The organism is Pseudoxanthomonas sp. LARHCG66, assembly GCF_052871755.1.
On sequence record NZ_JBIXJW010000009.1, the window covers coordinates 1 to 17587 of the forward strand.

Annotated in this window: 16 protein-coding genes; 6 read left to right on the forward strand and 10 right to left on the reverse strand. The window is 62.2% G+C overall.

What is annotated here, in order from left to right; genetic code table 11:
* Nucleotides 1-123: 123 nt before the first annotated feature.
* The 3 genes from ACIPRS_RS18025 to ACIPRS_RS18035 form a co-directional block, all read right to left on the reverse strand.
* On the reverse strand, nucleotides 124-426 hold the full coding sequence (locus ACIPRS_RS18025; RefSeq protein WP_446539542.1) for a hypothetical protein: 303 nt from the start codon (nucleotides 424-426) through the stop codon (nucleotides 124-126).
* 63 nt (nucleotides 427-489) lie between these two features.
* Nucleotides 490-924 carry a hypothetical protein gene (locus tag ACIPRS_RS18030; protein WP_446539543.1) on the reverse strand — a complete coding sequence of 145 codons (435 nt, stop codon included), beginning with the start codon at nucleotides 922-924 and terminating at the stop codon, nucleotides 490-492.
* A gap of 509 nt (nucleotides 925-1433) precedes the next feature.
* The gene (locus ACIPRS_RS18035; RefSeq protein WP_446539544.1) at nucleotides 1434-2594 is read right to left on the reverse strand and encodes an IS30 family transposase; all 1161 of its coding nucleotides are present in this window, start codon (nucleotides 2592-2594) and stop codon (nucleotides 1434-1436) included.
* 330 nt (nucleotides 2595-2924) lie between these two features.
* Between ACIPRS_RS18035 and ACIPRS_RS18040 the strand changes: the two genes are divergently transcribed.
* Nucleotides 2925-3707, forward strand: a complete 783-nt coding sequence (locus ACIPRS_RS18040) for an autotransporter outer membrane beta-barrel domain-containing protein (RefSeq protein ID WP_446539545.1) — start codon at nucleotides 2925-2927, stop codon at nucleotides 3705-3707.
* A 241-nt stretch (nucleotides 3708-3948) separates the two neighbouring features.
* On the opposite strand, the gene ACIPRS_RS18045 is transcribed toward ACIPRS_RS18040, so the two are convergent.
* From ACIPRS_RS18045 to ACIPRS_RS18065, 5 genes are all read right to left on the reverse strand, one after another.
* Nucleotides 3949-4362, reverse strand: a complete 414-nt coding sequence (locus tag ACIPRS_RS18045) for a (R)-mandelonitrile lyase (RefSeq protein WP_446539546.1) — start codon at nucleotides 4360-4362, stop codon at nucleotides 3949-3951.
* 155 nt (nucleotides 4363-4517) lie between these two features.
* Nucleotides 4518-5039 carry a cyclophilin-like fold protein gene (locus ACIPRS_RS18050; RefSeq protein ID WP_446539547.1) on the reverse strand — a complete coding sequence of 174 codons (522 nt, stop codon included), beginning with the start codon at nucleotides 5037-5039 and terminating at the stop codon, nucleotides 4518-4520.
* Nucleotides 5040-5066: 27 nt separating this feature from the next.
* A complete protein-coding gene (locus tag ACIPRS_RS18055; protein ID WP_446539548.1) occupies nucleotides 5067-6278 on the reverse strand; it encodes an MFS transporter in 1212 nt (403 codons plus the stop codon).
* Nucleotides 6279-6483: 205 nt separating this feature from the next.
* On the reverse strand, nucleotides 6484-7518 hold the full coding sequence (locus ACIPRS_RS18060; protein ID WP_446539549.1) for an alpha/beta hydrolase: 1035 nt from the start codon (nucleotides 7516-7518) through the stop codon (nucleotides 6484-6486).
* 13 nt (nucleotides 7519-7531) lie between these two features.
* Nucleotides 7532-8581 (reverse strand): NAD(P)-dependent alcohol dehydrogenase, encoded by a 1050-nt coding sequence (locus ACIPRS_RS18065; protein WP_337731829.1) that lies wholly within the window; start codon nucleotides 8579-8581, stop codon nucleotides 7532-7534.
* Between the two features lie 139 nt (nucleotides 8582-8720).
* Between ACIPRS_RS18065 and ACIPRS_RS18070 the strand changes: the two genes are divergently transcribed.
* The 5 genes from ACIPRS_RS18070 (at nucleotide 8721) to ACIPRS_RS18090 (ending at nucleotide 14974) form a co-directional block, all read left to right on the forward strand.
* Nucleotides 8721-9608 carry a LysR family transcriptional regulator gene (locus ACIPRS_RS18070; RefSeq protein WP_446539550.1) on the forward strand — a complete coding sequence of 296 codons (888 nt, stop codon included), beginning with the start codon at nucleotides 8721-8723 and terminating at the stop codon, nucleotides 9606-9608.
* Between the two features lie 89 nt (nucleotides 9609-9697).
* Nucleotides 9698-10723, forward strand: a complete 1026-nt coding sequence (locus ACIPRS_RS18075; protein WP_446539551.1) for an XdhC family protein — start codon at nucleotides 9698-9700, stop codon at nucleotides 10721-10723.
* A 331-nt stretch (nucleotides 10724-11054) separates the two neighbouring features.
* A complete protein-coding gene (locus tag ACIPRS_RS18080; protein WP_446539593.1) occupies nucleotides 11055-11798 on the forward strand; it encodes a 2Fe-2S iron-sulfur cluster-binding protein in 744 nt (247 codons plus the stop codon).
* A complete protein-coding gene (locus tag ACIPRS_RS18085; protein ID WP_337731832.1) occupies nucleotides 11785-12777 on the forward strand; it encodes an FAD binding domain-containing protein in 993 nt (330 codons plus the stop codon). The genes ACIPRS_RS18080 and ACIPRS_RS18085 overlap by 14 nt, the downstream gene beginning before the upstream one ends.
* Nucleotides 12778-12787: 10 nt before the next feature.
* On the forward strand, nucleotides 12788-14974 hold the full coding sequence (locus tag ACIPRS_RS18090) for a xanthine dehydrogenase family protein molybdopterin-binding subunit (protein ID WP_446539552.1): 2187 nt from the start codon (nucleotides 12788-12790) through the stop codon (nucleotides 14972-14974).
* A 290-nt stretch (nucleotides 14975-15264) separates the two neighbouring features.
* Here the strand turns inward: ACIPRS_RS18090 and ACIPRS_RS18095 are convergent, their stop codons facing one another.
* Nucleotides 15265-15774, reverse strand: coding sequence for an HIT family protein (locus ACIPRS_RS18095; protein WP_446539553.1), 510 nt, complete (start codon nucleotides 15772-15774; stop codon nucleotides 15265-15267).
* A 425-nt stretch (nucleotides 15775-16199) separates the two neighbouring features.
* Entirely contained in the window at nucleotides 16200-17555 is a 1356-nt protein-coding gene (locus tag ACIPRS_RS18100) for an NTP/NDP exchange transporter (RefSeq protein ID WP_446539554.1), read from the reverse strand.
* Between the last annotated feature and the right edge of the window lie 32 nt (nucleotides 17556-17587).

Genomic DNA, 17587 nt, shown 5'->3' on the forward strand with positions numbered 1-17587 from the left:
GCAGAACATGAGGATGAGTGCGGTGCGTGCAGCCTTGATCACAGGAAACTCCGTGTCACTTGCATAGGTGCCTAACGCCTGAATTAAGCCGACCCGCGAAGCGGGTTCGGCTTGAATGAATTGTTAGGCACCATACTCGTCTTGGTAGTAGTTCTCTAGAGCTTGGCCAGCCGCGTAGAGCTCCGTTGAAACGCCAAACTCTCCTAGTGCGCGAGTGATGCCGAGACCTGCACCTTTACTCGGTGGGAGACGGCCAGAAGCAGCCTGCTCACGGATGGCGCGAAAGTTGGCGATGGTGAGATCGCAGTCCTCGACCAGCCAAGTCTGTCCGGCGGTAGCTGCCGATGATTGCGCCTTCTGAGCAGCGTCAATTGCCGCGTCAGCGAGTTGAATCATGCGGATAGCTTTTGGATCGCCTAGATGCATGGAATGGTGCCTAACACCTTGAGTTAAGCCGACCCGCGAAGCGGGTTCGGCTTGAATGAATTGTTAGCCATCAGCCCGACGAGCCTCACGAACTGCAATCTTGTAGGTGACCGGGAATGGCAGTTCGCTAGATGTTTCATTACACGAAATCTGGAAGGGATGTTTAGCTCCGGGCAACACCCTGCCGAAGATAGTTGTTTCGCACTCACTAATGCTTTTCCCAGATGCAGAGATATCAATGACGATTCTTGGCGCGTACCACTGAGAAGTGCCTGAGTTGTAAAGAACACCGATGACGGTGAACTTGTCTACATCATTCACTAGAGAGTGGCGAGTGATCCTAAGTCCAGTTGGACGAGCGACCAAAGACGGGTCGGATGTGACAGATCGTTGCTTGTCTGTGTAGGCCGTGTAACCAAGAATGCTGAGGAACAGAATAAGCATGAAGGTCAGCGCACCGAGGGCTGTTCCGGCAACTGAGATGAGTACTTGTCTCATATGATGGCTAACACCTGAATTAAGCCGAGCCGCGAAGCGGCTTCGGCTTGAATGAATTGTTAGGTGTCTTGCCGACCATGTCTCAACCCTCGCCAACCGAAGCCGATGATAAGGGCGGAGCCGATCAGCACTGCGCCATAGATTACTGCTGCCTCCATGCCGTGAGCAGTGAATCCGTACTTGCTGGACGAGAACTGCAACGTTCCCGCGGCGAATGACGTTACGGCTTGGCTGAGTGCCATGAGCATAGCTGCGGAGCCGCCTGCAATGTACGTCCAGCTCCAGAATTTGCTTGAACTGCCGGTGGCTTTCATAGACACCTAACTACCCAATAGCCGGATCCCTGGGTCCGGTTATACGACTTATCCACAGCACACCGTATGGTGGACTATCCCCTTGATACGGCTCGATCTTAGGGCGACTGGCTCCGGCTAACAAGCCGATGCATAACCGGACCGAGCAAGGTTCAGAGCTTGCGCAGCCGCGAATGTCCGCTTTGGGTCTTGGATTCAACCGATCGACGCAACAGTTTTCCGATATCGCTGTGCCGGTGTTTCGTAGCCCAGCGTCTTGCGTGGCCGCTCGTTGAGTTGGCGTGCCACGGCATCCAGCTTGGCCTGCGAGACGTCTGCCAGGCTGATGCCCTTCGGGAAGTACTGACGGAGTAGACCGTTGGTGTTCTCGTTGGAGCCACGTTGCCAGGGATGATGCGGGTCGCAGAAGTAGACCTGTATGTCCGTGGCCAAGGTGAAGCGACGGTGTCCTGCCATTTCCTTGCCCCGGTCCCAGGTCAGCGATCGGTAGAGCTGCTTCGACAGGCGACGTGCGTTCTTGATCAGTGCATTGACCACGGTCTCGGTGTCCTTGCCTGCCACCTTCACCAGCATCAGGTAGCGGGTCTGTCGCTCCACCAGCGTAGCGATCTGACTGTTCCGGTCACCGAACAGCAGATCGCCCTCCCAGTGTCCCAGCACAGCCCGATCTTCGGCATTGGCCGGCCGCTCGCTGATCGAGACGGTGTCGGTGATCCGACCGTGGTTCTCTGTCTTCTGGGTGTGGTGTCGCGAGCGACGCATCGCCCGCGTGCGCCTCAGATGCGCGAGCAGTTCCTGTTTCAAGGCTCCGCGCGATTGGATGTAGAGCGTGCGATAGATCGTCTCGTGGGACACCTGACGGCTCGCATCATCGGGATAGGTGCGTTTGAGCCAGCCGGCCACCTGCTCAGGCGACCACTGCCGCTGAATCTTCTCTGCCACGCGAGCGGCCAAGGCTCGATGCAGCGCCAGCTTACAGGGCTTGGGACGCCGCGCCCGGTCCCAAGCAGCCCGGTCGGCCTGGCTGGCGCGGTAGCCTTCAGCGCCTTCGTTGCGACCGATCTCGCGGCTGATCGTGGATGGCGCCCGCTCGAGTAACGCAGCGATCATGCGGATCGATCGTCCCGCTGCCAGGCCACGGGAAATCTCCTCACGCTCGGCCAAGCTCAGCACCCTCGCGGACCGTCGCCTTGTCGGCGGACGAATGCCGCCGTGCTCGGCCAGGATGTTCCGGACTGAGCTGTGGTGCCGGTCAAACAGGGACGCGATCTGGTGCAGCGACTCGCCCTGCTGCCAGCGATCCCACATCAGTGCCTTCTGGGTGTCGGTGTAATAGATCCTCTTCCTGCGCTTCATCCGCAACACTCCTGCTGCCTATGCAGCTATCCGTGTGTTGCATCGATCATATGAATCCGCGGTCGGAAGCGGACATCCCTGGCGTGTGCAGCGCAGACGGCGTGCAGCGTCTGGCGTGAGACATGCGTCGCCCCATGCACGTCGGATGCAGCAGCCGAACCAAACCGTGGTGCGCGGACAAACGGCAAGTGCGTACAGCAACGTGGACGCGGTGTGAGGACTCTGAAAGGGCGCTTACGTCCGGCGCCTCGTTGAATCCACATCCACCCTTCTTGCGTAAAGCACGTGCCTACAGTGGGTAGGCGTCACCCGTTCTGATGGGAGAGGCACATGCAGATCAAACTTCTTGGCGCTGCCTTGCTGATGGCGGCAGGACCGGCATTCGCGGCAGGTCCCGCGCAGGGAAAATTCTCGATGTCGGTGTTGGGCGGCGTCGACATGCCGGTCAGCGGTGACGTCCATTCCGGCGCCGTGGCGCCGGTGCCGGATCTCGGTCCATTGAATCCCGCGCTGGCAGGCGTCAGCGCGGAATTGCGCATTCGCTCCCGGAGCCACGACCAGATCTACGGCACGGCCAGGTCGTTGGGCCTGGAGGCGGCCTATGGACTGAGCAACCGGAGCGAAGTATTCATTCAGGCTAGGGAGACCAGCGCCGATGAGGGGCGCGTGCGCGTCGGTGCCGCCTACGTGCCGGCGCTCGATACCGAGCTCGACGTCTTCGGCCGGTTCTCGGACTATGACGCGTACACGTGGGAGGTGGGTTACCGGCACTTCTTTCGAGACGGTGGCCGGGTCAGGCCATTCATCGCGGCGCGACTGGGTGCTACCGAAACCGATGTCATCCGGGCCACCTTCGAGATTCCCGACGCCGCGATCACGATCCCGAACGCGCCGTTCTACGAGAAGGACTGGGCGCTGAGCGGCGGGCTCGAAGCCGGTGCGCAGATCTCGTTCACCGAGCACTTCAGCATGACGCTCGCCGCAGGAGTGAACTACATCGGCGATCTTTCCGACGACGATTCCGCGATCGCCGGGCTCGGCCTGGCGGCCATCAACGATACCGGCAGCCGCGTCTCGATGCCGCTGTCCATCACCGGCCGCTGGGACTTCTGAAAACGTCCAACGGCGGGCACGATAACGTGCCCGCCGCCCACGCCTGACGTTATCAGCGAGGATCAAGCTGCAGGGGTCATCCCGGTTTCCACGGACGGTAGGCTAAAAGCCAAAGCTCAACGTCAATTCCTGACGCAATGGAGGCGCCTACCAAGCAGGTGCCTCCGTTCAACTGGATCAATGTCCGCTCTCGGTCTTGGATTCAAGCGGACATCGCACTCAAATGGCGTTCCGGTCTCCCTTAGTCGCTCATCGGCGGGCGAATTCGATATTCTTCGTCGCTCACACGTTCCATCCATGTGACCACCTTCCCATCCAGTGCTTCATGGATAGCAACATGGGGCATTGCAGTAGTGGGCGTGGCGCCATGCCAATGACGGTGACCAGGCGGGCACCATATGTGGTCTCCGGGGTTGATCTCGATGATCGGTCCGCCTTCGCATTGCGTCCAGCCCTTGCCGGAGATGACTATCAGCGTTTGACCCAGCGGATGGCTATGCCAAGCCGTACGTGCGCCCGGCTCGAACCTTACTGTTGCCCCGGAGACACGGGAAGGTACTTCTCTCTGGAACTGCATGTCTATCCTGACACTTCCGGTGAAGTACTCCGAAGGGCCCGCGCTGGACGGCAACGTTCCGTTCCGATCTATACGCATGTTTTCGGCCCCCTCCGATGATGCGAGCGAGAGTGGAATCGTCCCAAGGCCAACCAACAGGACGAGAAGTGCTGAGTAAGGCGACCGTGAGGTTGGAATCCGCATAGGAACCGACACTCCATTCCGATAAGGTTTGTAAGGCATGGAGGGCCGGCTTAGTTGGCGGAGAACACCACTCGGCTATTGCGCGTTCCCAGCACTTGGCTGAGGCCGTTGGGGTCGTCAACACGCCCCAGCCGTGTATACGAGTACGACGAGCGGAATGTCTTGTAGAAGATGACAACCGTACTGGAGCCGTAGAGCATCAGATCGCCGTTCTGTATCGTGCCTGGACGTGCTGCGTGGGTTGGTAGCGCTTGCGGCAGATCGGCGTGCTTCTCATTGCCATTGAGCTCTGCCATATCGAGCGTCAAGGGAAGTCTGTCCACGAACGCGCGCGCGGCCGCAGTATCGGCCAAGGCTATGGCGAAACGACGTTCTCCGACGGTCATCCACATGCGAGCATCCTCCGAAGTAGGGGATGCACGACCTGCATCCTGGGCAACGATGACGGGTGCCTCGAACTGGCTGGCCTTGCAACCCCCGAGGATCGTCAGACCGAGCAGAACGCCCAGCCCGCGCGGGCATCCACGTTTCGCTGAGCGGTTCTGAGTGGGAACAGTGGTACTTGAGCTCATGACACGATTCCTTGAAGGATGAACCGCTTACACCGAGAGCTGCATGTGTGAGCGCGCGACCAACCGTGTCAGAAGGGCAGCAACCAGCAGCAAGGCGGCGCTCACTACGAAGGTGGCCTGGTAGCCGGCGTGGTCAAACAGCAACCCGCCCACGGTTGAGCCTAGGGCGATGGCCAGTTGGACCACTGCCACCATCAATCCGCCCCCAGCTTCGGCATCCTTGGGCAACTCCTGCGCAATCCAGCTCCACCAGCCAACGGGGGCGGCAGTGGCCATCAGCCCCCAAAGACCAAAAAGGGTCGCTACGCCAGTCACCCAGGCACCCAGCGGGATGAGCGCAAGCGCGATGAATGCCATCACCAACGGGATGCCAATGAGGGTTCGATACAGGCCGCGCTTCAGGAAGGTGCCGATGACGGCGGTGCCGATGAAGCCGGCCACACCGATCACCAGAAGGATGAGAGAAAGCGTGGACACCTGCACGTGCGTGACCGTTTCAAGGAATGGCCGAACGTAGGTGAACAATGCGAACTGCCCCATGAAGAACGCTCCGCACGCGGCCATACCCAGTGCAACGGGTCGACGCCAAAGCAACCGGAATGCGTTGGCAGACGTGGACGCGCTCGCGGAGGGCATGGTCGGCAAGCTGACCCATTGCCAGACCAGTGCGATGACCGCCACGGGCACAAGGCAATAGAACGCACCGCGCCAGCCGATGATCGAGCCCAGATAGCTACCCAATGGCGCAGCAATCACGGTGGCCAGCGCGTTGCCGCCGTTGAAGATGGCCAAGGCACGCGGCACTTGCGGTGGTGGCACCAGGCGCATGGCGGTGGCGGCGGACATCGACCAGAAACCGCCGATCACCACACCCAGGAGTGCGCGGCCGAGCATGTAGGTGGGGTAGTTGGGCGCAAACGCCACGACAGCACCTGAAACAGCCATCAGGCCCGTCAACGCCAGCAGCAGCGTCTTGCGGTTGATGCTGCCGGCCACGATGGAGATCGACAGGCTGGTCAGCACCGCGAACGCGCCGGAAATCGCGATACCGTATCCCGCCCACCCCTTGCTGACCGCAAGGTCGGCGGCGATTGGCGTGAGTAGACTGACGGGCATGAACTCGGAGGCGATCAGAGCGAACACACACAGCGTCATGGCGAAGACACCTCCCCAGTGGGCGGATTGCGGGGCAGCGCCGGTGCGTTCGGCGTCTGCTTGGATGCCTGTCAGAAGGGTCATGGTTTCGCTCTGCATGATGATGGGTGAGTAATTCGTAACCGCATGGAGGCGAGTGCGGCGGGAGCGCTCTCAGTCCTGGCCGATCTGATCCATGTGCTTGGCATCCATGCGACCGCCATGAGCGGTGAGCACGGCGAACGCTGCCCTGATCTCTCGCAGGTCTACGTCCACTGTCTCGTCTCCGGGAGATGGCAAGGCTAATGCCTCAGTTCGCGCCCAGGTTCTGCTTGAAGAAGGAAGTCAGCTTGTCGAACGGAATCAGGTCCGTGCGGTCATAGAGATCCACGTGGCCAGCACCCTTCACCCAGTAGAGCTGCTTGGGTTGACCTGCCAGTCGATAGGCTTCTTCGCTGAATTCCTTCGAGTGCGCCTGATCGCCAGTGATGAACAGCATGGGCCGTGGCGAGATGGTCTCGATGTCGTTGAACGGGTAGAAGTTCATGAACTTGACATTGCTGGTGACGGTCGGCTTCGTGGTTCTCTGGTCCGAGGCGCCAGGAGGGGTGAACTCGCCTCGCGAGGTGCGATAGAAATCGTAGAATTCGCGCTGGATGGGATGGGTATCCTGGGTCAGCTCCAGGTCCGTGCCGCCCGATACCGCAACTACCCCGCCTTCGAACTCTGCGTAGCGTTGTTCCGCCGCTGCGGCGATGATCTGCTTGCGCTGATCGAGCGTCTGTGAGTGGTTGAGCGCGTTGCGGTTGGCGGCCCCCATGTCGTACATGCTCACGGTGGCGATGGCCTTCATGCGCGGGTCGATCTTTGCCGCACTGATGACGAAGCTGCCGCTACCGCAGATGCCGAGCACGCCAATCCGCTCGCGGTCCACGAACGTCTGGCTGCCCAGGTAGTCCACGGCTGCACTGAAGGCTTCCGCATAGAGATCCGGCGCTACCGCGTTGCGTGGCTGACCCTCGCTCTCGCCCCAGAACGGCAAGTCGATCGCCAGGGTAATGAAACCCTGCTCGGCCAACTTCTGCGCGTACAGATTGGAGCTTTGCTCCTTCACCGCGCCCATCGGGTGGCCCACGATGATTGCCGGATACCGGACGCCCGCTTTGCGGTCCTTGGGCAGGAACAGGTTGCCGGCGACTTTCATCCGGTACTGGTTGTCGAAGGCGATCTTCTCCGCGACCAGTCGATCACTCTTGTAAAAGTTGTTTGCACCATGTGACATGTCTTGCCCCAACGCAGTGAATGAGCTGGCCAGCAGGGCCAATGACAGCAATGTCTTCTTCATGTTTGTTCCTCGATTACTCGGACAACGTGGCGCTGTCGATGACGAAGCGATACTTGACATCGCCCTTGAGCATCCGCTCGTAGGCATCGTTGATTTCATCGGCGCGGATGAGCTCGATATCCGCGACGATGCCGTGCTCAGCACAGAAATCGAGCATCTGCTGGGTTTCCGGGATGCCACCGATGGCCGAGCCCGCAATCGATCGGCGCTTCAGGATCAGATTGAAGACCCCGGGCGACGGGTGCGGGATGGCAGGCGCACCGACAAGGGTCATCGTCCCATCGCGCTTGAGCAGCAAAAGGAAGGCATCCAAGTCATGCGGCGCGGCCACGGTGTTGACGATCAGGTCGAAGCTGGTGGCGTGCGCGGCCATTTCCTCAGCGTTACGCGAGACCACCACCTCGTCGGCGCCGAGATCCAGGGCTGCCTGGCGTTTGGAATCGGAGGTGGTGAAGGCCACGACATGGGCACCCATTGCATGTGCCAGCTTCACGCCCATGTGGCCCAAGCCACCAATGCCGACGATTCCCACCTTCTTGCCTGGGCCGGCGTTCCAATGACGCAGAGGCGAGTAAGTCGTGATGCCTGCACAGAGCAGCGGAGCGACAGCGGCCAACTGCTCCTCCGGATGACGCACGTGCAGCACATATCGCTCGTGCACCACGATCTGCTCGGAGTAACCGCCCAGCGTGTGGCCAGGCGCATCGGCGGAAGGCGAGTTGTAGGTCAGCACCGTGCTGTCGCAATAGTTCTCCAGCCCGCGCTCGCAGTCCTCGCAGTGCTGGCAGCTGTCGACCAGGCAGCCCACGCCGACCAGGTCGCCGACGGCGAAGCCCGACACCTGCACACCGACGGCGGACACCCGACCCACGATCTCGTGGCCCGGCACGCAGGGGAACAAGGTGCCGGCCCATTCAGCGCGGACCTGGTGCAGGTCGGAATGGCAGATGCCGCAGTAGGCGATGTCGATCTGGACATCGTGGAGACCAGGGGCCCGGCGGGTAATCTCGATGGGTTCCAGCGGCTTGTCGCCTGCGTGGGCGCCATAGGCGTTGACAGTCATGTCGGCTCCGGAGGGATGGCGTGCCTGGTGGCACGGGTATCGGAGGTCATTCTGTCGGGCGCGCGCCGCTTTGATTAGATAATAAATACTGATTTACCCTATAAGCGCACCTAATCAATAGTGGTGGCAGACTAGCCTCATGGCTAAGCGCAACCTCAATGATCTTGTCGCCTTCGTGACCGTGGCCCGGGAAGGCAGCTTCACCCGCGCCGCTGCGATCCTGGGGGTTACCCAGTCGGCGTTGAGCCAGGCGATCAAGGCGCTGGAGGCCAGGCTGGAGATCCGGCTGCTGACGCGTACTACACGCAGCGTGTCTCCCACGGCTGCGGGCGAGCGCCTGCTCAAGGCAATCGGCCATCGTTTCGATGAAATTGAAGCAGAACTGGACGCCATTACGGAGCTGCGAGACAAGCCCGCCGGCTCGGTGCGGATCACCTCGAGCGATCAGGTCCTCAAGTCGGTGCTTCTGCCCAAGCTTGTTCCGCTGATGAGGGAGTATCCGGACATCAATATTGAGTTCGATGTCTGCTATGGCTTTCGCGACATCGTGGCCGACAGGTTCGATGCAGGCGTTCGTCTTGGCGAGGCCATCGATCAGGACATGATCGCCGTGCCGATCACCCCACCGCTGAGGATGGCCGCCGTTGCGGCACCGACCTACTTTGCCACTCGCTCGCTGCCCAAGAAGCCGCAGGATCTGGTCAACCACAACTGCATCAACATCCGTCAATCCACGCGCGGCGGTGTTTACGTCTGGGAATTCGAGAAGAAGGGTCGAGAACTCAACTTCAGGGCAAGTGGGCAGGGCATCTTCAATACCTCGCCGCATATCGTGGAGGCTGCAGTGATGGGATTGGGTATCGCCTTCCTGCCCGAGGGGGAATTCGCGCCTTATCTGGACGATGGCAGGTTGATGCGGATCCTCGAGGACTGGTGCCCTCCTTTCCCCGGATACCACCTGTACTACCCCAGCCGTCGGCAGCCTTCTCCTGCCTTCACGCTTGTCGTTGATGCCCTTCGACTCTGACGCGGCACGCGAGCACAGACGCCGACAGCGTTCTGGCTTTCGTGGGTATGCCTTCACCGGAACGATCACTCCAAGGAACCTGCGCTGCCGTGCTACCCAACGCTCACACCGACGAGCTCCCGCCGCGCGGCGGTATCCCCGTTTCCCGGCAGGACGTACTGACCGACGATGCGCTGGAGATTCTTCAGTACGCAGCAGACGCAGTCGCTGCTGGCATTCCCGCTGCGCTGGTGACCCTGGTGGAAGTACATGGCGGAGCTGCCCGTCAGCCTGGCGCGCAGATGGTCGTCCTGGCTGATGGCCGCTATTGCGGATTCGTCTCCGGCGGTTGTGTAGAAGCGGCAGCGGCCCGTGAAGCATCTGAAGCCATTGCCGCTGGACGGGACCGTGTCGTTCGATTTGGCGAGGGCTCCGATTATTTCGACATCGTGCTGCCCTGCGGAGGAGGCATCACGCTCGCCATCCACGTTATCCGAAGCGACGCCCCCCTCCTGCACACCCTGGAGTGGCTCTATCGACGGCAGTCGGCAGGCCTGGCATACGCTCCGTCCGACTCGACCCTTGCCTTTGCTCCCCACGCTGTATCTACAGGCTGGAGAGGCGGCCAGTTCCTTCTCGCCCTGCCCCCAAGGCCCAGGCTGGTGATCTTCGGAAGCTCCATCGAGGCTTCGTGCACAGCATCGCTCGCACGGGCTGCAGGGTACGAGGTGGCCTTGGCCAATGACGCAGCGCCGTTGCCGTCGATCGATGAGTTCACCGCGATCGCGCTGCTGTTCCACGACCTGGACCGTGAGGTACGACCGTTGCAGACAGCCTTGGACGCAGCGCCCTTCTACATAGGCGCGTTGGGAAGCACGCGAACCCACGAGCGCAGAACACATGCGCTGCTCGCGTTGGGCTACCGGGCCGAGGATATTGCGAGAATCAAGGCACCGATCGGTATCTTCCCCAAGGCAAGGGATGCGAGCTCACTGGCGATCTCCATCCTGGCAGACATTGCAGTGGCTTGGCAGAAACGCGTCTGTGGAGGAACCGGCGATCAGCTGCGCGGAGACGCTTTGCCGGCGGCTACCCAGCCCGACGCCGTCCCTGAGCACACGAGGATGGAAGCGTGAGTGTACCGGGCACCATATCCACCGTCCGACTCACCTGCTTTATCCGAGGGGCCCACTTCGCCCCGGATACCGCACCCTTCATCGCAAGCCCGATTGATTAGCCCGGCTTATAGGGGCTAGTTTCGGACGGATATGCATTATTTAACCAGGAATTGGATAAGTTCCGGATTGGTCCCTGCACGTGCCGTACTTGCGACCGATCCATCCTGGGCCAGCCACATCGCCGACGCTTAGCGCGTTCCAGAGAGGACACCTCATGCCGCACACGCCCCCGAACGAGCCCGTCGAGTTGAATGAAGACGAGGCGGCCCTTCTCGAAGAAATGCCAACACTGGATGGGGTGGGCCAGTCGCGTCGCGACTTCATGGTTACCTCGGCCGTCGGTGGCATCGGTCTGTTTGCCGCCAACCTTCTTGTCCAGGAATCGGCGCTCGCGCACATGCCCCTGGCCGAGGGTGCAGCGATGGCACCCATCAAGGCCCAGAATGTGGTCAAGGTGAGCCTGACCATCAACGGGAAGCCTCAATCGTTGGAACTGGACTCCCGCGTGGTACTGCTGGATGCCCTGCGTGAGCGGCTGGGCATGACCGGCACGAAAAAGGGATGCGACCAGGGCCAGTGTGGTGCGTGCACCGTGCTCATCGACGGCGAGCGCGCCCTGGCCTGTTTGACGCTGGCCGCCACGCTGGAGGGTCGCAAGGTCATCACGATCGAGGGGCTGGCCGAGGGCGATCAGCTGCATCCCATGCAGGCCGCCTTCATCAAGCACGATGCCTTCCAGTGCGGCTATTGCACCCCGGGCCAGATCTGCTCGGCCGTCGGCGTGTTGAGCGAAGCCCGTCGCGGCCACGTCAGCCATGTCACCGCTGATGTGGGTACTGGCACGACGTCATTGAGCAACGATGAGATTCGCGAGCGGATGAGCGGCAATATCTGCCGGTGCGGTGCTTATCCCGGCATCGTGGCCGCCGTCCAGGAAGCGCATTCTGGACGTCAGAGCGCCCAGACATGGCAGTTCGCGACCGAAACCCAGCTGGCTGCAGTACGCAAGGAGACGGGCCATGAGACCGTTTGAGTACGTCCGTGCCGAGAACGCGGGTGCCGGGGTGGACGCTGTCGTCGGCGCTCCCGGGGCGAAATTTCTGGCCGGTGGCACCAATCTGGTCGACCTGATGAAGGAGGACGTGGAGCGGCCCACACGCCTGGTGGACATCTCCCATTTGCCGTTCCACAAGATCGAGCGTTCCCGTGCGGGCCTGTCGCTTGGGGCCCTGGCCACCAATACGCAGACGGCCAACCATCCGCTGATCCGCGAGAACTATCCGCTGCTGACCCAGGCTATCGTGGCCGGGGCCTCCGGCCAACTGCGCAACATGGCCACCAATGGCGGCAACCTGCTCCAACGCACCCGCTGCAACTACTTCTACGACACCGCCATGCCGTGCAACAAGCGCGAACCAGGCAGTGGCTGTGGCGCGCGCGAGGGCCTGAACAAGATCCACGCCATCCTGGGCTGGAGCGAGGGGTGCGTGGCGACCTATCCCGGCGACATGGCCAATGCGCTCTACGCCTTGGATGCGAGCGTGCGTGTCCGTGGTGCGGGCGGGAAGGAACGCTTGATTCCCATTGGCGACTTCCATCGCCTGCCAGGCGAAGAGCCGCACAGGGACACTGTGCTGGGGCATGGCGATCTGATCATGGCCATCCAGTTGCCGGTGGCCTCGGCCGAATTTGCCCGCCATTCGTATTACCTGAAGGTTCGCGACCGCAGTTCCTACGCGTTCGCCCTGGTGGCCGTGGCTGCTGCACTCCGCGTGGAGAACGGCGCCATCAAGGATGCACGGGTGGTCTTGGGTAGCGTGGCGCACAAGCCGTGGCGCAGCGCCGAGGCCGAGGTGGCATTGAAGGGTCAGCGACTTGGTGAAGCCGTGTTCCAGCAGGCCGCCCAAGCGGCGCTGCAGCAGGCGAGGCCCCTGGCCCACAACGCCTACAAGGTCGAACTGGCTCAACGCTCCATCGTGCGCGCTCTGACGCGTGCGGCGCACCTGGCTTAAGGAGAACACCATGGCTCGTTACCTGGGCAAGGAAACACCACGCGTAGACGGGATGGCCAAGGTCACCGGCAAGGCCAAGTACGCCGCCGAATTCCAGATCCCACACCTGACGTACGGTTTCATCGTCCTGAGTACGATCGCCAAGGGGCGGATCACCCAGATCGACACCCGTGCGGCCGAAGCCTCTGCCGGCGTGATCAAAGTATTTACCCATCTCAATGCCGGCAAACTGGGCAAGCCGCCGGCGGCCGATGCGTCGCCCACGTGGGCCTGGCCCCTGCAATCGGACCAGGTCTTCTTCAACGGCCAACCGATCGCCCTCGTTGTGGCAGAGACCTACGAGCAGGCGCGTCACGCCGCGCGGCTGGTGCAGGTGAGTTACCAGGCGCAGCCGCATGAGACCAACGTGGCCACCCTGCTGGATCGGGCCAAGCCGGCCCCACAGGAAGCGCCGCCGCGCGGCAATCCGCAGGCCGCCATGCAGGCCGCTTCGGTCAAGGTCCAGTCCGAGTACCGCATTCCGATCGAGCACCACAATCCGATGGAGCCGCATGCCGCCATCGCATTCTGGGAAGGCGATCAACTGACGATCTTCGACAAGACCCAGAACGTCTACGGCGTACAGCAGCACTTGTCGCAAGGCCTCGGGGTGCCGACGGGCAATATCCGCGTGGTGTCTCCCTTCGTGGGCGGTGCCTTCGGTGCCTCGCTCAAGCCCAACTACTACCCTTCGCTGACCGCCCTGGCCGCGCGCGAGCTCAAGCGGCCGGTCAAGGTGGTCTTCACCCGCGCGCAGATGTTCACCGGACACGGATACCGCCCCGAGACGATCCAGAAGGTTGCACTGGGCGCAGCACCCGACGGCAAGCTGCAAGCCATCATCCATGAGGCTTTCCACAACACCTCTTCCTTCGAGTCCTTCTCGGACAACACCACGGGCTTTCTCAAGCAGGTCTATGCCTGCCCCAATTTGCACGCGCCTCTGAAGATTGCCGCCACAGACCTGGCCACGCCCACGTGGATGCGAGCTCCCGGAGCGGTGAGCGGCATGTTCGCCCTCGAAAGCGCGATGGACGAGCTGGCCTACGCGCTGAAGATCGATCCGCTGGAACTGCGCCTGATCAACTACGCCGAAGTGGATCCGGAGAGCGGCAAACCTTTTTCCAGCAAGGCGTTGCGCGAGTGCTACCGACTGGGTGCCGAAAAGTTCGGCTGGAGCAAGCGCAATCCCGAGCCACGCTCGATGCGCGATGGCAACCTGCTGGTCGGTTGGGGTATGGCCTCCAGCGTGTGGGGCGCCATGCAGATGCCGGCCAGTGCACGGGTGACATACCGGGCCGATGGCACTGCCAGCGTCGCCAGTGCGACCAGTGACATCGGGCCCGGCACCTATACGGTCATGACCATGATCGCCGCCGAGTTTCTGGGCTTGACGCTGGAGAAGGTGAAGTTCGAGTTGGGTGATACCGACCAGCCGCGCGCGCCTGCGCAAGGCGGCTCCTGGACCACGTCCAGTGTGGGGTCCGCAGTACGCGGAGCTGCCTTGACGATCACCGAGAAGCTGCTGAGCCTGGCCAACCAGGATGCAGGCTCGCCACTGCGAGGTGCCTCGATCGATGAGGTGGAGATGTTCGAGAACCGCCTGCGCCTGAAAAGCGACGCGGCGCGTTCGATCGACATCGCCGCGATCATGCAACGGGCTGGAACGCAGGAGCTGACCGAGGTCTACGACTCCAAGCCTTCCCCCGAGCGCGAGAAGTACGCATCGCTCGCCCACGGCGCCCAGTTCGTCGAAGTCAAGGTCGATCCCGAACTGGGGACGGTCCGCGTCAGCCGCGTCATCGAGATCACCGCGTGCGGCAAGATTCTCAACCCCCTTGCCTCGCACAGCCAGGAGATCGGCGGCGTCGTCTGGGGCATCGGCATGGCACTGGAAGAAGCCACCGAGATCGACCACCGCTACGGCCGCATCATGAACGCAAGTCTGCAGCACTACCACGTGCCGGTGAATGCCGACATCCACGCCATCGAGACGATCTTCGTCGAGGAAGACGACACCGTCGTCAACCCGCTGGGTGTCAAGGGCATGGGAGAGCTGGGAATGGTCGGCATTCCGGCTGCCATCGCCAATGCGGTGTACCACGCCACAGGCAAACGCATTCGTGATTTGCCCATCACACCCGACAAACTGGTCTAGCCAGCCCGCAACTCGCTTGTAGCCGAGCTCAGGTGCAGGGGGCGGTCAGCCAGAAGCTACATACCGCCGAGAAGTTGGACTGCGTGGCTTTAGAAGCTGGACACGGTCGGAGGTGGCCTCCTAGCAACAGCAGGAGAGGCGACGACAGAAGCGAGCGTAGCGGTTGGCTCATGTCCGTCATGCGGCTTTCGCGAGTGCGGCCTCTACTCGGTTGACGATGGTCCACTCCCAGATTGCCAACGGTCTGTTTCCGCAGTGAGCCCGGCGCCCCTCGTACCTGAGCCACAACACTACTCCGGCAGGTTGGAACGGATCAGGTCCACGGTTTCAGCAAGTTGCCTGGTGGAAACCTGAACTCGCTCTCGACGTTGTGCATCCCCGCGGGGATCGTGTGACGTACCCCGTGTGCGTCCTGCGCCATCGAAGGTAGCGAGTTGAGGTGGGCCCACGCCCCAGTCACTGCCCTTCTGTCGGGGGACGACATGGAAATGGAAGTGCGGTGTTTCCTGTCCGCTGAAGACTCCGTTGTTCTGGAACGTCAGTATTCCCAGCGGCCGATACGTCTTGACGAGCGCCTCTGCGACTCTTTTGGCCGAGACCATGATGGCCGCGCATTCCAGGCCAGAAAGATCGAGCAGCGTCGCGACATGCCGACGGGTGATGACGCAGCACTGGCCAACTTCGAATTGCCATGGATTGATCACGGTCAGGGTATGTTCGCTCTCATCGATGACTTTCCATCTTTCTTCGCGCGCCGCCACGCAAAGGTCGCACGGCTCTCTTGTGGGAAGTTCGATCATTTGCCCTCTCCGGTTGAGCTGATGTTTCGCAGGCGGCCGATGCATGGAACAGACCGCACCGCGAGCGGCATCGGCCTGGATGGATCACCAAGCCACACTCCAGCGACGCCTCGGCCTCGCGCTCGATGCGCCAGCACACGGTCTCGAAGCGACCAGTCCCCTGGGTAGTCGGTCCCTTGCAGGACACGTCGCCAACACTGCAATTGGCCGGTTACACGACTTGCCCACAGCGTAGCGCATGGTGGGCTGTGACGAGGACGCGGCTCGATCCTGAGACCGCCGATCCCGACTACCTGCCGTGGCGAGGCGGCAAACGGTAACGGTCCGTCGAACCCCGGTTGAATCCGGTTCCAGGCGTAGATGCCGCACCTGTCCGGTGGGCATTCCAGTCCGACGTCTTCGCGTGCGAAGGCACTCCTGGCCGATCACCGTGCCCCGGGAAAAGGGCCGGCACCGGATGGCGCGAGGTTCCCGCGTTTGCGATGGAGGCGACCGAGCCACATCGCCAGTGCGGCCCATGCCAGCGCCAGTGGGACGGCGACGCCCGCGAGGCCGCCCACGGCCCACCCAGCTCCCGCCAACGTTCTTTCCATCTGCGCGCCCAGGACATCACCCATGCGATACACGAACGTATCGATGAAGGCCTTCGCCTTGTACTTGTCATTGCGCGGGACCACGGTGAACAGCATCTCGCGCGCAGGCCGGGCGACGCCACGCTGCACTGCCCTGTTGGCGGCATCGAGCAGGAACAGAACGAGGAGGGCGCCCTGCACCGCCAGGCTCGCGAACCCGAGCGCGGTGGCCAGTGGCAGGAGCACCAGCGCGTGTCCTGTGTCGACACGCCGGGTGAACCGGGTCGCCATCGCGAGCTGCAGCGCGAGGAAGACCACCTGGGTCCACATGTCGATGCGTGCCAGCAGCGCCGCCATCGCATCAGGCTCTGCCGCGACACCGGCAACCAGTTGCAGGCGCGTGAGATAGACGAACGTCGCCATCATCGCCATCAGCAACACATAGCCCGCGATACCAGCGAGGTAGGGCGACCGCACCACCGCATGCAGGCCGTCCCACGCACCGCCGCCGATCGGCTCGGGGTCATGCGATGGGTGCGCCTCCCCTTCCATGCGCGCTTCCATGGGACTTGGCGTGATGCGCGCCAGCCGCCATGCGGCCAGGGCACCCAGCGACAGGAACAACGCCGAAACCGGCAGGAGGTGGGTGGCGCCGAGAGGTTCCGCGAGCCTGGACGTCAACCAAGGACCGAACACCGCGCCCAGCGTGCCGCCGATCGCGATCAGTGCGAACAAGCGAGCGCTTTGCTCGCGGGTGAAGTGGTCGGACACCAGCGCCCAGAACACCATGGTGCCGAACACATTGATGACGCTGAACCAGACATAGAACGCCTGTCCCCCTCCCTGGGCGATGGCGAACGGGGCGAACGTCAACAGAACCCAGAACACCACCAGCGTCAGGCAGAAGAAGCCGTAAGTCGCCGCGACGAACAGCGGCCGTCGAAGACGACCCACCAGGAAACCGAACACGGGATTCAACGCCAGCGTCACCACCGCGGTCGTCATGAACAGCCACCGGATGGTCTCCACCCCGCGCACCATGCCGATGGCGTCGCGCACCGGCCGGAGCAGCATCAGGGCGGTCAGCACGAAGAAGAATCCACACGCGGCGGTCACCACCGGACCGGCTTCGCTCCGGCGTACGTCGAAGAGCGTCTTCATCCAGCGCAGCGGCCGCCCCCACGATGCGCGGGGGATGGACCCGGTCATGCGAACCTCCTGCGACGCCCCGTCGTTCCGTG

Bases quoted from the DNA above. Each gene is read 5' to 3' on its own strand.
- ACIPRS_RS18055 (WP_446539548.1), bottom strand. From the start codon at position 6,278: ATGACCCTTCTGACAGGCATCCAAGCAGACGCCGAACGCACCGGCGCT.
- ACIPRS_RS18100 (WP_446539554.1), bottom strand. From the start codon at position 17,555: ATGACCGGGTCCATCCCCCGCGCATCGTGGGGGCGGCCGCTGCGCTGG.
- ACIPRS_RS18060 (WP_446539549.1), bottom strand. From the start codon at position 7,518: ATGAAGAAGACATTGCTGTCATTGGCCCTGCTGGCCAGCTCATTCACT.
- ACIPRS_RS18040 (WP_446539545.1), top strand. From the start codon at position 2,925: ATGCAGATCAAACTTCTTGGCGCTGCCTTGCTGATGGCGGCAGGACCG.
- ACIPRS_RS18045 (WP_446539546.1), bottom strand. From the start codon at position 4,362: ATGCGTATAGATCGGAACGGAACGTTGCCGTCCAGCGCGGGCCCTTCG.
- ACIPRS_RS18030 (WP_446539543.1), bottom strand. From the start codon at position 924: ATGAGACAAGTACTCATCTCAGTTGCCGGAACAGCCCTCGGTGCGCTG.
- ACIPRS_RS18090 (WP_446539552.1), top strand. From the start codon at position 12,788: ATGGCTCGTTACCTGGGCAAGGAAACACCACGCGTAGACGGGATGGCC.
- ACIPRS_RS18035 (WP_446539544.1), bottom strand. From the start codon at position 2,594: ATGAAGCGCAGGAAGAGGATCTATTACACCGACACCCAGAAGGCACTG.
- ACIPRS_RS18025 (WP_446539542.1), bottom strand. From the start codon at position 426: ATGCATCTAGGCGATCCAAAAGCTATCCGCATGATTCAACTCGCTGAC.
- ACIPRS_RS18050 (WP_446539547.1), bottom strand. From the start codon at position 5,039: ATGAGCTCAAGTACCACTGTTCCCACTCAGAACCGCTCAGCGAAACGT.
- ACIPRS_RS18085 (WP_337731832.1), top strand. From the start codon at position 11,785: ATGAGACCGTTTGAGTACGTCCGTGCCGAGAACGCGGGTGCCGGGGTG.
- ACIPRS_RS18095 (WP_446539553.1), bottom strand. From the start codon at position 15,774: ATGATCGAACTTCCCACAAGAGAGCCGTGCGACCTTTGCGTGGCGGCG.
- ACIPRS_RS18070 (WP_446539550.1), top strand. From the start codon at position 8,721: ATGGCTAAGCGCAACCTCAATGATCTTGTCGCCTTCGTGACCGTGGCC.
- ACIPRS_RS18065 (WP_337731829.1), bottom strand. From the start codon at position 8,581: ATGACTGTCAACGCCTATGGCGCCCACGCAGGCGACAAGCCGCTGGAA.